The organism is Actinoplanes lobatus, from assembly GCF_014205215.1.
GTDB classification, from domain to species: domain Bacteria; phylum Actinomycetota; class Actinomycetes; order Mycobacteriales; family Micromonosporaceae; genus Actinoplanes; species Actinoplanes lobatus.
Map to the genome: position 1 here is coordinate 32134 of NZ_JACHNC010000001.1, position 15518 is coordinate 47651.

General features: G+C 69.8%; 7 protein-coding genes. 1 reads left to right on the forward strand and 6 read right to left on the reverse strand.

The features are described from left to right. Positions 1-48 precede the first annotated feature (48 nt). A complete protein-coding gene (pulA, locus tag BJ964_RS00155) occupies positions 49-5505 on the reverse strand; it encodes a pullulanase-type alpha-1,6-glucosidase (protein ID WP_229807289.1) in 5457 nt (1818 codons plus the stop codon). Between the two features lie 243 nt (positions 5506-5748). On the opposite strand from pulA, the gene BJ964_RS00160 reads away from it, so the two are divergent. After that, positions 5749-6792: a LacI family DNA-binding transcriptional regulator gene (locus tag BJ964_RS00160; RefSeq protein ID WP_188118748.1), complete on the forward strand. Its 1044-nt coding sequence runs from the start codon at positions 5749-5751 to the stop codon at positions 6790-6792. Positions 6793-6917: 125 nt separating this feature from the next. Here BJ964_RS00160 and BJ964_RS00165 read toward each other — a convergent pair whose 3' ends face one another. The 5 genes from BJ964_RS00165 to argH all read right to left on the reverse strand — a co-directional run bounded on the left by BJ964_RS00165 (position 6918) and on the right by argH (position 15460). Then, the gene (locus BJ964_RS00165; RefSeq protein WP_188118749.1) at positions 6918-7829 is read right to left on the reverse strand and encodes a sugar ABC transporter permease; all 912 of its coding nucleotides are present in this window, start codon (positions 7827-7829) and stop codon (positions 6918-6920) included. 1 nt (position 7830) lies between these two features. Further along, complete coding sequence (locus BJ964_RS00170; RefSeq protein WP_188118750.1) at positions 7831-8832, reverse strand: carbohydrate ABC transporter permease; 1002 nt, start codon at positions 8830-8832, stop codon at positions 7831-7833. Between the two features lie 65 nt (positions 8833-8897). Continuing rightward, entirely contained in the window at positions 8898-10199 is a 1302-nt protein-coding gene (locus BJ964_RS00175; RefSeq protein ID WP_188118751.1) for an extracellular solute-binding protein, read from the reverse strand. 400 nt (positions 10200-10599) lie between these two features. Continuing rightward, positions 10600-13929 (reverse strand): DUF4132 domain-containing protein, encoded by a 3330-nt coding sequence (locus BJ964_RS00180; RefSeq protein ID WP_188118752.1) that lies wholly within the window; start codon positions 13927-13929, stop codon positions 10600-10602. 79 nt (positions 13930-14008) lie between these two features. Next, entirely contained in the window at positions 14009-15460 is a 1452-nt protein-coding gene (gene argH, locus BJ964_RS00185; protein WP_188118753.1) for an argininosuccinate lyase, read from the reverse strand. Positions 15461-15518 lie beyond the last annotated feature (58 nt).

The window sequence follows — 15518 nt, forward strand, 5'->3', positions numbered from 1 at the left end:
GAACCGGGTCGGCGCCGGGGTGGAAGGGGACCGGCGCCGACCCGGGGGTCAGCTCTGCACGAAGACCGAGACGGTCCGTGCGGGGACGGTGAGCGTGCCGGTCGCCGCCGCGAAGGACGCGGAGCGGGTGACCGGGTCGGCCGAGGCCTGCTGCACCGGGTGGAGGGCGACCTTCTTGCCGGCCAGCGCGGGCACCGTCTGGGTGGCCGCCGTGGTGCCGGCGTTGAAGACCACCGTGATCGACTTCCACTGACGGTCCACGCCGCGGGCGTCGATCGTCATGGTGATCACGCCAGGGGTCTCGTTCAGGCCGGACAGCGGGAACGACACCCGCTGGCGCACCTGCGAGCCGGTGGCCAGACCGAACGCCGGGCTGGACTTCCGGATCCTGAGCAGCTCCTGGTAGAGGTTGTTGGACAGGTTCATCGAGGCGCAGTCCGGCACCAGGGCCGGGTCGGCCAGCAGCGGCTTGGCGTAGGCGTACTTCGACTCGTTGTCCGCCTTGGGCGGCAGACCCCGGCCGAAACCGTTGCCCTGCGTGCAGTCCCAGATGATCTGGTTGAACCAGTCACCGGAGTTGAACGAGTTCCGGTCCAGCGACTTGGAACGCAGGATCTCGCTGCCCGCGGTCACGAAGCCCACACCCTGCCCGAGCACCGTGGTGGCCAGCGCCACCGACTGCGCCCGTGCCCGGTCCGCGGCCGTGGTGGCCTGGGGCAGCTTGTACGCCAGCGCGTCGTACAGGATCTCGTTGTCGTGCGCGTCGACGTAGGTGATCGACTCCCCGGGGTCGACCGTGTAGCCGGCCGGCGCCCCGTTGTAGTCGACCTGCGAGCCCTTGACGGTCGCGCCGGACGAGTCGGTGAACGTGTAGTCCGCCAGGTTGCCGGTCAGACCGACCTTGATCAGGTCCTGGTAGTGCAGCAGGCGCGCCTTCTGCTCCGCCGCGGTGCCGTTGACCGCGTCGCCGTTGGGGGCGCCGGCCAGGCCGGACGCGAAGCCCTGGATGCGCGGGTTGCCGTCGAACGGGCCGCCGCCACGGACCGCGTCCCGGAGCCGGTCGTTGAACACGCCGATCCCGGTGCCGCCCATGTTCAGCTGGGTGGCCTGGATGAAGCGGGCGTCGTTCGCCACCTCACCGAAGTTCCAGCCCTCGCCGTACACATAGATGTTCTTGCCGTCGACGCCGTCCCGCGCCAAGGTCAGCTTGTCGAGGGCCTTGCGCACCGCCAGGATGTTCTCCTTCGGGTGATGGCCCATCAGGTCGAAACGGAACCCGTCGACCTTGTACTGCTTGGCCCACGTGACGATCGAGTCGACCACGAGCTTGCCCATCATCGCGTTCTCCGGCGCGGTGTTGGCGCAGCAGGTGGAGTTGGCGACGGTGCCGTCCTCGAGCAGCCGGTGGTAGTAGCCGGGCACGATCTGGTCGAGCACCGACTTGGCGTCGGTCCCGGCCGCCGAGGTGTGGTTGTAGACGACGTCCATGACCACCCGCAGGCCGGCCTGGTTGACGCCGGCGACCATGGACCGGAACTCCTTGGTCCGGTCGTCGGGCGAGACCGCGTAGCCGCCCTCCGGAACCGTGTAGTGCAGCGGGTCGTAGCCCCAGTTGTAGCCGTCGGTCGCGGCCACCGCGGCGATGCAGGCCTGCTGCTCCTCCGAGTCGGCGGGCAGCGACGCCAGGTCACAGGCGGGCTGCTGCTGGTCGGCGCGCTTCTCCGGGATGGTGGCGAAGTCGAACGCCGGCAGCAGGTGCAGGTGGGTGACCCCGGCCTTGCTCAGCTCGGCCAGGTGCTTCATGCCTTCGGTGTTCTTCTGGGTGAAGGCGCTGAACGTGCCGCGGGAGGAAGCGGGCACGGACGCGTCGGCGATCGAGAAGTCCCGGACCGACAGCTCGGAGATCTGGATCTTCGCGGGTGCAACGGCGGCCGGCTTCCTGAGGCCCGCCCAGCCGGCCGGCGCGAGCGCCGGGTCGGACAGGCTGACGAAACGGCTGCGGGTGGAGTCGGCGGTCAGCGCGACCGCGTACGGGTCGGTGACCGACGCCGTGACCATCTTCTGCGCGGCCGGCTGCCACGCGGTGACCCGGAACTTGTAGTACTTGCCGGCCCAGTCGCCGCGGCCGGACCAGACGCCGGTGCGGTCGTCGCGGGTCAGCTCCACGAGGGCCGGGGAGACCTGGCCGGCGGTGTCGTAGACCTCGAGCTCGACGCCGCGGGCGGTCGGCGCCCACACCGCGACGCTCGCCTTCTTCCCGCTGACGACCGGGCCGAGGGTGGCGTCGGTCGCGGAACCGTAGACGTCGTCGAGGACGCCGGAGAGCTGGACGCCGGTGGCCGAGAGCAGCTTGCCGGCGGCGTCGCGCTCGGTGACCACGACCTGGCCCTTGAGAACCTCTGCAAGATCTTTTTTAGAGGTACGGAAGGCGCCGTACTGCCAGAGGTGCGGGAACGCCTCGCGCTGCGCCTCGGTGAGGCCGTTGCGCTGAGCGGTCAATCCCGTGGAGGAGTACGTCCCGGTCAGCTCGCCGTCCGCGACGCCGATCCCGCCGGTGGGCGACCAGACCAGGTCGTAGATCTTGCCGTCGGTGCCCGCCCCGACCGGCTCCAGAGTGGTGCCGGTGCCGGTCTTCCAGGCGATCGTGCCCCGGTCCAGCCAGACCGCGGCGGACTTGGTCACGTCGGCCACGCCACCGCCGCCGGCGGTCTTGACCAGCGGCAGCAGGCGGCTCTCCTGACCGGCGAGCAGCCAGACCTCGTGCCCCGCCTTGGCGAAGTCGAGGGACTGGTCGGCGGGCAGGTCCTTCTCGTCGCCGCGGTGGATGATGTAGCTCAGCGAGGTCGCCCCGGCCGCGAGCGGCACCTCGAAGACCGCGCCGTAGCTGTCGATCCGGGCCGGGAGCAGCGGGCTCGACCAGTCGGTCGGGTTCGCGGCGCCGGACCAGACGTGCATGCCCCAGCCGTCGTAGTTCCCGTCGGCGCGGTTCCAGTGGATGACCGCCTTGGTGGTGTCCTGCGCCGGGCCGGGCTCGCCGGTGGCGGCCTGCCGGGAGGTGTAGACCTTGGCGTCGCCCTGCTTGACCCAGATCTCCGGGTTCTCGCCGACGTTGATGCTGCGGTCCGCGTCGACGTCCTTGTCGCCGTCGTCGTCGACCACGATGAACCCGACGCTCTTCGCGCCCGGCTTGAGCTTCACGTAGGCGAAGCGGCCGTACGAGTCGGCGCCGATGAACTGCTGACCGTTGGGCCAGCTGGTGGACATGGACGGGTCGACGTCGCCCCACACGTACAGGTTCTGGTCGTCGTACTCGCCGTCCGGCCGCTGGTAGTGCACGACCGCGTAGCCGGCGGTGGAGGTGGCCTCCGGGGTGCCGACGGTGATGTTCACGGTCGAGGACGCGAGCCGTCCCTTGCTGTCGCGCACCACTGCCTTGTACCGCACCGGGGTGTCCCCGGCCAGCCCGGTCAGGTCGTGGTAGACGCGGTAGGGCGCGCGGTCGGCGGTGCCGAGCAGCTTCCATTCGCCGTTTCCGGCCTGGGCCGCGAAGGTCACGGTCGACAGCGGGTCGCCGACGACGTCGGCGACGATCTCGGTGCGGGTGGCGACCGAGGCGTCCGGCTTCGGGCCGCTGATGCTCACGGTCGGAGCGGCGGAGGGTACGGCGATCGCGTTCCCGGCCTTGAGGACGACCGAGGACAGCGCCGGAACCGTGATGGTGATCTTGCCAGTGGCGTCCGAGGTCACCGCCGTGGCGCCGCCGTAGATCCCGGTGAACGTGGCGTTCGGCGTCGAGGTGGCGAAGCTGACGGTCTGCGCGGTGGTGGCGTTGTTGGACGCGACCACGTACTCGCCCCGCTTGGCCCTGTCGATGCGGGAGGCCGCGAAGACGCCCTGGCCCTCGGCCGCGTACCGGGTCACCTGGACGCCGGTGACCAGCGCCGGGTTCGCCTTGCGGAGCTTCGCGAGCGCCGCGATGGTCTGGTAGAGCGGGTGCGACGTGTTGTAGTTGTCCACCGCGTGGGTGCTGTCGGTGCCGATCAGGTCGTCGTCCAGGTAGTCCGCGCTCTTGCTCGCGTACAGGTCCTGGCGGGCGTCCTTGTCGCCGCCCGGCCCGGTGAAGCCCTGCTCGTCACCGGAGTAGACGACCGGCTGGCCCCGGGTCAGGAACATCAGCTCGTGGGCGAGCTGGTCGCGCTTGAGCTGGGTGTCGGCGGTCGCCGCGGCGGCGATGAAGGAGCCGATCCGGCCCATGTCGTGGTTGCCGAGGAAGGTGGGCAGCCGGTCCGCGCCGGTGTTGCGGGCGGTGTAGAGGTCGTCCTTGGAATACAGGGCGGACAGTGCGTCGGCGCCGCTGTTGCCGGTGACGAAGCCGCGCGCCGCCTCCTGGAAGGAGAAGTCCAGCGTGGCCGGGAGCTTGCCCTCGCGTACGTAGGTCGACTGGATCTCCTGGTCGGCGGTGTAGACCTCGCCGAACATGAAGAAGTCGTCCTTGCCGGCCTTCTTGGCGGCCCGCTCGACGCCGGGCGCCCACTGCTGCCAGAACTCCAGGTTGGAGTGCTTGACGGTGTCCAGGCGGTAGCCGTCGATGCCGGTGTCGGCGATCCAGTCCGAGTAGATCTCGGTCATGCCCTCGACCACCTCGGGACGCTCGGTGAAGAGGTCGTCGAGGCCGACGAAGTCGCCGTACTCACTGTTCTCGCCGGCGAAGGTGGAGTCGCCGCGGTTGTGGTACATGTTCACGTCGTTCAGCCAGGACGGCTTCTTGACGGTCCTGTCCGCGGTGCTGCCGAAGACCGGGGTGTACGGGTACGACGTCGCGTCGGTCTCCGGGAACGTCGAGGAGGCCGCGTAGTTGCGGTCCTCGAACGGCTGCCCGTCGGTGTCGGTGTACGGGGAGTCGGCCTTGTCGACGTACGTCTGGGTGTTCTCCGCGTACTTGATGACGTCCGCGGTGTGGTTGACGATGATGTCCAGGTAGATCTTCATGCCCCGCTGGTGCGCGAGCTTGACCAGCTTCTTCAGGTCCGCGTTGGTGCCGAAGTGCGGGTCGACCTGGGTGAAGTCGGTGATCCAGTAACCGTGGTAGCCGGCCGACACGTCGGTGCCGGTGCCCTGCACGGGACGGTTCTTGAAGACCGGGGCGAGCCAGATGGCGGTGGTCCCGAGGCCCTGGATGTAGTCCAGCCGGTCCATCACGCCTTTGAGGTCGCCACCGTGGTAGAAGCCCTTGTCGGTGGGGTCGTAGCCGGTCGACAGCCGGTCGCCGGAGAGCCCGCCCTTGTCGTTGCGGGCGTCGCCGTTGGCGAACCGGTCCGGGAGCACGAAGTAGAACTGCTCACCGGAGGTCGGGTTGTCCGAGCCCCAGTTCGCGATCACCGCGTCGCTGGGAACGGAAGGAGCCGCGACGGCGGTGGAGGCCGGCACGGCGACGAGCGGGAGGAAAAGACTGAGCAGCGCGGCGCCCAGTCGCAGACGGCGGTGTAAAGATTTTCTCGGTGCCACTGCGCACCCTTCCGATTCGGTGGTATCGGATCGACTGTTATATATTTCCAGGCACCACCCCGGCGTGGACGCCGCCCGATCGACTCCGTAGTGTGATCATGGGACGGCCCGCCGATCCGGGGCACGTTCATCGAACGATCTACTTGTATCGCTCTTGTTGCCGGGACGTTAGCAAGGTCTTGCATCGAATGGAAGACCTTTCAGGACCATGCCGAGCAGACAACAGACCACTAGAGTGGGACCATGCGTGCGCGAATGGCCGATATCGCCAAACAGGCTCAGGTCAGTGAGGCGACGGTGTCGCGTGTCATAAATGACCGCCCCGGCGTCTCGGCTGAAACCCGGCAAGCGGTTCTGACCGCACTCGACGTGCTGGGGTATGAACGACCGGAAAGATTGCGCAAGCGCAGCGCCGGCCTCGTCGGCCTGGTCGTCCCCGAGCTGGAAAACCCGATCTTCCCGGCCTTCGCCCAGGTGATCGAGTCGACGCTGGCGCAGCACGGCTACACGCCGGTGCTCTGCACCCAGTCGCCGGGCGGCGTCACCGAGGACGAGTACGTGGAGATGCTCCTCGACCGGCAGGTCTCCGGCATCGTCTTCATCTCCTCACTCGCCGCCGACACCACCTCGGACCGCTCCCGCTACCAGCGCCTGCTCGACCGGCCGCTGCCGATCGTGCTGGTCAACGGCTATGCGAAGGAGCTGGAGGCGCCGTTCGTCTCGTGCGACGACCGGGTCGCCGGCGAGCTGGCGGTCACCCATCTGGTGGCGCTCGGGCACCGCCGGATCGGCATGATCTCCGGCCCCAACCGGTTCATCAACACCCAGCGCAAGCTCCAGGGCTACCGCACCGCCATGAAGCGCGAGGTGGGCCTGAGCGACGCCGAGGTGGACGAGATGATCTCGCTGACCCTGTTCGGCGTGGAGGGCGGCGAGGTGGCCGCCGACCGGCTGCTGGCCAAGGGCGTGACCGGCATCATCTGCGCCTCGGACATGATGGCGCTGGGCGCGATCCGGGCCGCCCGGCGGCGTGGCCTGCGGGTTCCGGAGGAGGTGTCGGTCATCGGCTTCGACGACTCGGCGCTGATCCCGTTCACCGACCCGCCGCTGACCACGCTGCGCCAGCCGGTCGCCGCCATGGCGGTGGCCGCGGTCCGTTCCCTGGTCGACGAGATCAACGGGCACGGCGCGCCGCACTCTGAGTACCTTTTCCATCCCGAGTTGGTGGTCCGAAACTCGACGGCGGTCGCTCCGATGCGCTCGGAGGTTTCCGTCACCGTCGCCTGACCGAAATCGTGCGGGTGGCGGCCGGGCCGCCGTCCGCACGATGAGAGAGCGTTCTCCCGGATGCGGGAAAGACGTCCAGGCGCCTACCGGAATCGGTAGACGCCTGGACGAATTCGTTTAGCGAATCAGCCCTTCGTGCCGCCGGCGGTAAGGCCGGAGACGAGATGCTTCTGGGCGAAGAGGAATACGATTCCGGCCGGGATCGTGACCAGAATGGCCGCGGCGGTCAGGTATTCCCACTGCGGATTGAACTGGGGCACGAACTGGCGCATGCCGTAGGCCAGGGTGAACTTCTCGTCTTCCTGGATGAAGGCCGACGCGTAGGCCACCTCGCCCCACGCGGTGAGGAAGGTGTAGAAGCCGGTCACCGCGATCGCCGGGCGGGCCAGCGGCAGGATCACCGTCCAGAACGTACGGAACGGGCCACAGCCGTCCAGCGACGCCGCCTCGTCGAGCGAGTTCGGGATCGAGTCGAAGTAGCCCTTGAGCATCCAGGCACAGAACGGCACGGCGATGGTCAGGTACGCGATGACCAGCGACGGCAGCGTGTTGATCAGGCCCAGCTTCGCCATGATCGTGTAGATCGGCACGATCAGGATGGCCACCGGGAACATCTGGGTGATCAGGAAGACCATCATCAGCGGCCGGCGGCCCGGGAAGTTGAACCGGGACATGGCGTAGCCGGTGGTGGCCGAGAAGAAGATGCCGAGCAGCATCGTGAACGCCGCCACCAGCACCGAGTTGAGGAACCACATCGGGAAGTTGGTGTCGAACAGCACGTACTCGTAGTTGGCCAGGGTGGGGTCCTTGACCAGGGTGAGTTCGCTGCTCTGTACGGCGTACCCGGGCTTGAACGAGGAGAGCAGCACCCAGGCGATCGGGCCGATCGCGATGAGCGAGGCCACGATCATGGTGCCGTGCAGCCCGATCGAGGCGACAATGCTGCGCCGGCCGCGCCGCGGTTTGTTGACGGGCGCCTCGGACGGCGGTGGCGCCGAGAAAGCCGTGATCGGCGGAGTGGTCGTCATCTGGGCCATGTCACCAAACCTCGCCTTGCTTGCGCAGCACCCGCCGGTAGAACACCGAGAAGACGAGCAGGATCGACAGGATCAGCACGCCGTAGGTGGAGGCGAGCGAGTAGTTGCGGAGACCCTCGAAGGCCGCCCGGAAGGCGCCGGTCACCAGGATCTCGGTCTGGCCCGCCGGCTGTCCCTCGGTCACCAGGAAGATGATCGGGAACATGTTGAAGGTCCAGATGGTGCCGAGCAGGATCACCGTCATGCTGACCGGGCGCAGGCCGGGCAGGGTGATCGCGCGGAAGCGCTGCCACGGCGACGCCCCGTCGATCTCGGCCGCCTCGTAGAGCTCGTCGGAGATGCTCTGCATACCGCCGAGCAGGGCCACCATCATGAACGGGACACCGAGCCAGATGTTGGTGACGACGGCCGTGAACATCGAGGTCCAGCGGCTGTCGAACCAGGCGACCGGATCGACGCCGACCCATCCGAGCATCTCGTTGATCACGCCGAAGCGCTCGTTGAAGAGGAACTTCCAGGCGAAGGCGCTGACGAACGCGGGGACCGCCCAGGGCAGCACGAGCAGCACCCGGTAGAGACCGCGGAACCGCATCTGCCGGTTGATCATGACGGCCAGGCCGAGGCCGAGACCGTAGTGGAAGGCCACCCCGACCACCGTCCACACCAGGGTGTTCGCGGTCCACATCCAGAACTCGCCGACCTTGCCGGAGAGGACGTTGGCGTAGTTGTCCAGGCCCACGAACGACCAGGCGTTCGGGTTCTCCTTGCAGACCTCGCCGCCGGTGATGGACTTGGTGCAGATCTCGGCGAGCTGGTTGGCCTCGGTCTGGTTGGTGAACGAGATCCAGAAGCCGTTGATCAGGGGGTAGAAGATCAGGATCGCCAGGACGAGGACGACGGGCACGACCATCGCCCAGGCCGACCAGTTCTTGTCCCAGCTCTGCCGCAACTTGGTCGGCAGTCCGACGCGGCCCGGCGCCGGGTCGGCGGTCACAGTGCTCATCAGCTGTGCTCCAGGGGAACGACGGCGGGCGCCGGCCCTCGCGAGCCGGCGCCTGCTTCAATCGGTCAGTTGGTGGCGTACGAGGGGACGACCTCGGCCTTGTACTTGTTGGCCACGGCGTCCAGCGAAGCCTTGGCGTCCTTGTTCTGGATCAGGACCTCGGTGGCCATCTGGTCGAGCGGGCCGAAGAACTGGCCACCCTCCGGGATCCACGGGCGGCTGACGGCGGCCTCGGCGACCGGCTTGAAGGCCGAGACGACCGCGTTGCTCTTCACCGACGCGACGTCGTAGGCCGACTTGCGGGTGGGCAGCAGGCCCAGCTTCTCGGCGAGGAACGCCTGCGACTCGGCGGAGTTCAGGAACTTGACGAACGCGACGGCGGCGGCGGCCTTCTCCTGCGGAACGCCGGACCAGATCACGTAGTCGTGGCCGCCGATCGGGGCGCCGGCCTTCGCCGAACCGGCCGGGACCGGGGCGACACCGAGGTTCTCGACGCCACCGAAGCCCGGGGCGGACTTGATGTTGTTGACCTCCCACGGGCCGTTGATGATGAAGGCGACCTTCTTCTCCTTGAAGAGGGTCATCATCGTGCCGTAGCCGTCGGTGGCCGACGGCTTGACCGAGGCGCCGCTGTCGATCAGGTCCTTGGCGACCTTGAGGCCGGCCACGTTCTGCTCGGAGTTGACCACGATCTTCTTGCCCGCGGTGTCGACCAGGTCACCGCCCTCGCCGTACATGAACGGCAGGGTGAAGTAGCCGGCCGCGTTGACGTACAGGCCGTCGACGCCGGTCTTCTGCTTGACGGCCTGGGCCGCGGTCTTCAGCTCGGCCCAGGTCTTCGGGACCTCGACGCCGGCCTTCTGCACCAGCTCCTTGTTGTAGAGCAGGGCGAGGCTGTCGGTGACCTGCGGGACGCCGTAGGTCTTGCCGTCGAACTTGGTGGACGCCATCGGGGCGGCCAGGTAGTCCGACTCGTCGGCGAGCAGCTCGGAGCCGTCCAGCGAGTACAGGTAGCCCAGGGAGGCGAACTCGGGAACCCAGGCGACCTCGGCACGGAGGATGTCCGGCGCGCCGGTCTTCGCGGCGGCGGCGGTCTTGAACTTGTTCTGCGCCTCGGCGAACGGCACCGACTGGTAGTTGATCTTGACGTTCGGGTACGTCTTGTTGAAGTTCGCGATCAGCTCCTGGAAGGCCGGACCCTCGTTCTTCGCGTCCGAGGTGTCCCACCACGTGAGCTCAGCGGACAGGGAAGCCGGGTCGGCCGCCTTGGTCTCCGTGGAGCCCGACTTCTCCTCGCCGCAGGCGGCGATCGTGAAGGCGAGAGCGACGGAGGTGAGAGCGGCGAGTCCCTTGTTTATGCGACGCATGTTGCGCTCCTTGAATACCTGCTGGGGTTCGACCGGACGGTAGCAAGAAGTTTCGGGCTTAGAAACCCCTTGCGAACGAACTTGCAACACGCCCGCCCACGAGAACCTGCACGATCCCGACATCGCGGGCGATGAAGGCGGCTCTAGCTGCTGTTCTGTTACCTACCGGATCGGCTTGGGGAACATGATGGTCATGGAAGCCGGTTACAGGGATCCACCATCAGTACGGCCTCAGCAGACGGACAAGGGGATGCCCTCGATGCAACTTCTTGCGGGATGAACTGAAAGCCCATGCCGGACGGCGACGAGCGGCCGTCCGCTCCGGCAAGAAAGACGACAGGCATGTAAAAAGGCGGTGACGGGCATACTGCGCGTCACCGCCTTCACCGGCCACCGGGTGTCAGGTCAGCGACTCCAGATCGCGGAGCACCTCGGACACCACCGCCGGATCGAGATCGCCGAGAGCGGCCACCCGGCCGCGGTAGCCCAGCTCGCCGAGCGTCTGCTCCGGGAAGATGTCCACGGCGCCGACCACGATGCCCGGGTCGAGATCCAGAACGACCTCCAGCCCGTCGACCGGCGACACCGTGATCTGGACCTGAACCCCACCGTCGAGCGGCCGCTCCCGCCGCCACCCACGGCGCTCCAGGCCCAGCACCGCGCCGGTCGGCACCCGGCGCCCCCGGAAGCGGGTGATCTTGCAGCCGGCCGCCTCGGCCGGGGTCAGGGCGGCGGTCTCCCGGCCCAGCTGGGTGAACGGCTGCACGATCTGGTAGTCCGTGAAGACCTCCGACCACAGTGACAGCGCCGCACCCAGGTGGACCGGATGGACCACACCGATCATCTCGTCACCGGCGATCGTGGTGACGTCGTCGTGCACGTCGGCGAACGTGCCGTCCTCCGCCACCCGGAACCCGCCGATCAGGGCGCCGGACCCGTCGAACCGGCCCCAGAGCAGCCGCCGGGTCAGGTGGCGCACCAGCGGATGCCCGGCGAAGTAGCGCCGGAACTCCTCCTCCGGCCAGCGGCGGCCGGTCACCATGGCGCGCTCCAGGCGGCGGATCTGATCCCCGGCGAGCGCCCGCACCTCCTTCTTGAGCGCGGTGAAACGCTGGGACGCCGCCGTGGCCCGCTCGGCGTCGTCGCGGGCGCCCGGCTTGGGAAGGTTCTTCAGTCGCTTGCCGGCGCCGTCCACGACGAACGGCTTCAGCTCCTCGTCGAAGCCGACGACGAACCGCCGCGGACCGTAGTCGAGGGTCAGGCTGCCGTCGCCGTCCAGGCCGAGGTCCGGGACCAGTCGGTCGGCGAGCTGCTCGGCGGTGAGGCCCATCGTCTCGGCGACGTGGGCGACCTGCCGCTCGGCCGCGGCGCGGAGACCGTTGAACCGGGACCGCTCGACGATGCGCTGGAGGTGTGTCAAAGCGACATCGGTGCCGATCGCGGCGAGGATCCCGGTGCCGGTGACCGCCCGGGCGTGCCCGCTCTGCCCCGGCCACTCCATGATCAGCGGGGTGAGCCGCCGCACGACCTCGTCGTCGCCGACCAGGCCCAGCGCGTCCAGCGCCCAGCCCTGCCGGCCGTTGGCGCCGGCCGCCAGCCAGGCCTCGAACACGCCCCACGCGAACCGGGCGAGATCCCCCGGCTCGCACGCCTCCCGGACGATCTCCACCCCCGGGTACGGCTCGGTGGGCGGCTGGTGCAGCGCGAACACCATCGCCAGCTCGCGCAGCGCACCGGTCGGCAGAACGAGGGCCGGCGCGTCGGCGGACGGCCGCCGGAGACGGACCGGGGGCAGGGTGGCGGGGTCGAACCACTTGGGGATGGCCGGGAGCTTCACCGGCAGGATCGCCGTCGGCTCGGTGGCGATCAGCGCCTCGGTCGCGGCCGCCGCCTCCGGGCCGAACGACCCGGCGGCCGAGCGAAGAGCCGCGGTGTGACCGGTGGCGGCCATGTGAACCAGCGTGTGCTGCGCCGACCGCCGGGCCGGACCGTCCGGGCCGAACGCCCGGGGCACGAGATACCGCACGGCGAACTCGGGATGCCGCTCGAGCCACGCCTCCGCCAGCGAGGTGTACCGGCTCTGCTCCCACGGGCGCACCTGCATCCGCCACACGACGTCCGGCGACGCGAACGGCAGCATCAGCGCCCTGGCCACCACCGCGTCGTGAAAGGCCAGTCGCCGCAGGGGCAGCAGCGCGTCCGCCTCGAACCGGGCGACGATCCGCCGCATCCAGGCGCCGCACTCCGGCGCGGGCTCCGGCTTCCACTCGGCGAGCAGGGACCGGGCCGGCTCCTCCGGCCCGGCGACGAAGAACTCGGCCGCCTCCCGCCGGCCGACCGGCTCGCCGCGCCGCAGCCGGTCCGCGGTCACGGCCCAATCCCCCGCACCCACCACTTCGAACGGGGTCGACAGCCACTCGTCGCGCTCGCCCGGCTTCCACTCCAGGGTGGTCGGCGTCTCGGGCGCTTTCAGATCGAGGACGACCGGTGGGCTCGCCCGCCGCCGGCGCCACGGTGGGTCGGCGAGCAGCGGCGGCAGCGCCTCCGGCGGGGCGGGCACGACGGTGTCGACACCCGCCAGGCACTCCCGGATCCGGGCCGCCGGAGCCCCGGTCAGCCCGGCCGCGACCCGCTCGGCGAGCGCCGGGTCGGCCCGCACCCTGGCCGACAGCAGATCGCTCACCTCGGGCTTCCCTGCTGGGACGGCGAGCTGCCGCAGCGCCCGCTCCGGAAATCTGCCGGCCGCCTCGATCAGCGCCTCGCGCACGTGCCGCTGGCCGAGGCGCTCGACGAGGCCGCGCATCGCCTCGTCCTCCGGCAGCACGGCGATCAGCCCGAGCAGGTCGCGGCGGGCGTCGGCCCGGGTGGCGGGAAGACGGTCCAGCCAGGTCAGCAGCAGACCGGACGCGACGGCCGGGCCGAGGCCGTCGACGACGGTGGCGCTCAGGCCGGGCCACCCGACGGCCAGGGACCCGGCAGCGCCGATGGCGGCGGCCGCCTGCTCAGGAGTGCTGATCGCGGTCAGGAGCATCGCCGCGCGGTTGAAGCCGGGCTCGGCCAGGGCGTCCGCCCAGTCCTCGGCCACCCAGTCGGCCCGGGTGGGGACGAGCACCGAGGTGGCGCAGCGCGCGTGGAGGCCGTGCCCGCGGTAGCCGGCGAGCACCTCGACGACCTCCTCATACAGCTCGTCGGGCGCGGCCGCGAGGGCGGCCCGGACCCGCAGCAGCACCAGCAGATCGGGGTCGAACCAGACCGCCATCGTGCGGTGGCTGTCGCCGTCACGGCGGCGGCGCACGCCCATCGTGTCGGTGCCGTCGCGCTCGATCGCCCGGTGCGGCGGCCGATCACCCTCGGCCACCAGGATCAGCGAGAACAACTCCACGGCCGCCTCGGCGGCGAACCGCAAGCCCCGCTCGCCGAGCCACAGGTCGGCGAACCGGGGGGAATCGACGAACTCCTGCCAGTCCACCAGCTTCGCCGCGAGGGCGACGACGGCCGCGCCCGTGGCGGACGCCGCCGGATCCTGATCGAGCCAGGCCTGGGCGGCCTCGCGCAGCTCCGGCTCGGTGAACGTGCTGGTGAGAACGCCCGGCAGAAAGGCGGGGTGCTTCCGCAGCTGCTCATCGACGGCCGCGCGGGCATGCGGGCCGGGCTGGACCGGGCGGACGCCGGCGCCGCCGCGGCGCGGGTGCAACCGGGACGACCAGGGCTCGGGTAGATCGAACGACATGACGGGCACGGTACCGGCCACCTACGACAGGAACGCCGGGCGGAGGTTCCCGCCCGGCGTTCCTGTCGATCCACGATGGTCAGCGGGGAACGACCTTCTCCACCGCCCACTGGCGCCACGTGTCCAGCTTGTGCTGCACGACGGCGAGCTGCTCGGCCACCGGGCCCGGGCCGGTCGAGCCGGGCGTGGTGCGCGCCGCGAGCGCCGACGACACCGACAGCACCTGCCGCACCGACGGGTCGAGATGCTCGCTGACCGTCTTCAGGTCGTCGTCGGTGAGGTCCTCCAGCTCGCACTCGCGGGCCGAGCAGAGCGCCACCAGCTTGCCGGTGATCTCGTGCGCGTCGCGGAACGGCACGCCCTTGCGCACCAGCCAGTCGGCGACCTCGGTGGCCAGCGAGAAGCCCACCGGGGCGGCCGCGGCCAGCCGGTCCACCCGGACCGTCATGGTCGAGACCATGCCGGCCAGCGCGGGCAGCAGCAGCTCCAGGGTGTCGACCGCGTCGAAGGCCGGCTCCTTGTCCTCCTGCATGTCCCGGTCGTACGTCAACGGCAGGCCCTTGAGCATGGTCAGCACCGCGACCAGGCCGCCCACCAGCCGGCCGCTCTTGCCCCGGGCCAGCTCGGCGATGTCCGCGTTCTTCTTCTGCGGCATGATCGACGAGCCGGTGGCGAAGGCGTCGTCCAGCTCCACCCAGCCGAACTCGGTGGAGGTCCAGAGGACCACCTCCTCGCCGAGCCGGGACAGGTGCACGCCGATCAGCGCGGTCACGAAGAGGAACTCGGCCACGAAGTCCCGGTCCGCCACGGCGTCCATCGAGTTCGCCGCCGGGGCGGTGAAACCCAGCTCCTTGGCGACCGCCGCCGGGTCCAGCGGGAGCGACGAGCCGGCCAGCGCGCCCGAGCCGAGCGGGCTGATCGCGGTCCGCACGTCCCAGTCGCTCAGCCGCTCCAGGTCACGCAGCAGCGGCTGCACGTGCGCCAGCAGCCAGTGACCGAAACTGACCGGCTGCGCGTGCTGCACGTGGGTGAGGCCGGGCGCCGGGGTGTCGACGTTGCGGGCCGCCTGCTCGGTCAGCGCGTCGGCCAGCTCGATCAGCGCCACCGCCACCCCACGGGCGTGGTCGCGCAGGTAGAGCCGCAGGTCGGTGGCGACCTGGTCGTTACGGGAACGGCCGGCCCGCAGCTTGCCGCCGAGCGCGCCGAGACGCTCCAGCAGGCCCCGCTCCAGGGCGGTGTGCACGTCCTCGTCCTCGATCGTCGGCCGGAACTCGCCCGCCGCGCAGGCGGAGGCCAGATCGTCGAGGGCGGCCAGGATCCGGCCCAGCTCGCCGGCGTCGAGCAGACCCGCGTTCGCCAGGACCCGGGCATGCGCACGGGAGGCGAGCAGATCATACGGCGCGAGCCGCCAGTCGAACTGGACGCTGACACTCAGCCGGGCCAGCGCCTCGGCCGGTCCACCGGCGAAACGGCCACCCCACAGCCTCGTCGGCTCGTCGCTCTCCGGCACACCATCTCCTCGTTCGCTCACGTTTCGTTACCTTCCTGGACCCTATCGCTGCACACCGTGCCGTGGCTGGCGGCCCGGC

Bases quoted from the DNA above. Each gene is read 5' to 3' on its own strand.
- BJ964_RS00160 (WP_188118748.1), top strand. From the start codon at position 5,749: ATGCGTGCGCGAATGGCCGATATCGCCAAACAGGCTCAGGTCAGTGAG.
- BJ964_RS00165 (WP_188118749.1), bottom strand. From the start codon at position 7,829: ATGGCCCAGATGACGACCACTCCGCCGATCACGGCTTTCTCGGCGCCA.
- BJ964_RS00175 (WP_188118751.1), bottom strand. From the start codon at position 10,199: ATGCGTCGCATAAACAAGGGACTCGCCGCTCTCACCTCCGTCGCTCTC.
- BJ964_RS00170 (WP_188118750.1), bottom strand. From the start codon at position 8,832: ATGAGCACTGTGACCGCCGACCCGGCGCCGGGCCGCGTCGGACTGCCG.
- BJ964_RS00180 (WP_188118752.1), bottom strand. From the start codon at position 13,929: ATGTCGTTCGATCTACCCGAGCCCTGGTCGTCCCGGTTGCACCCGCGC.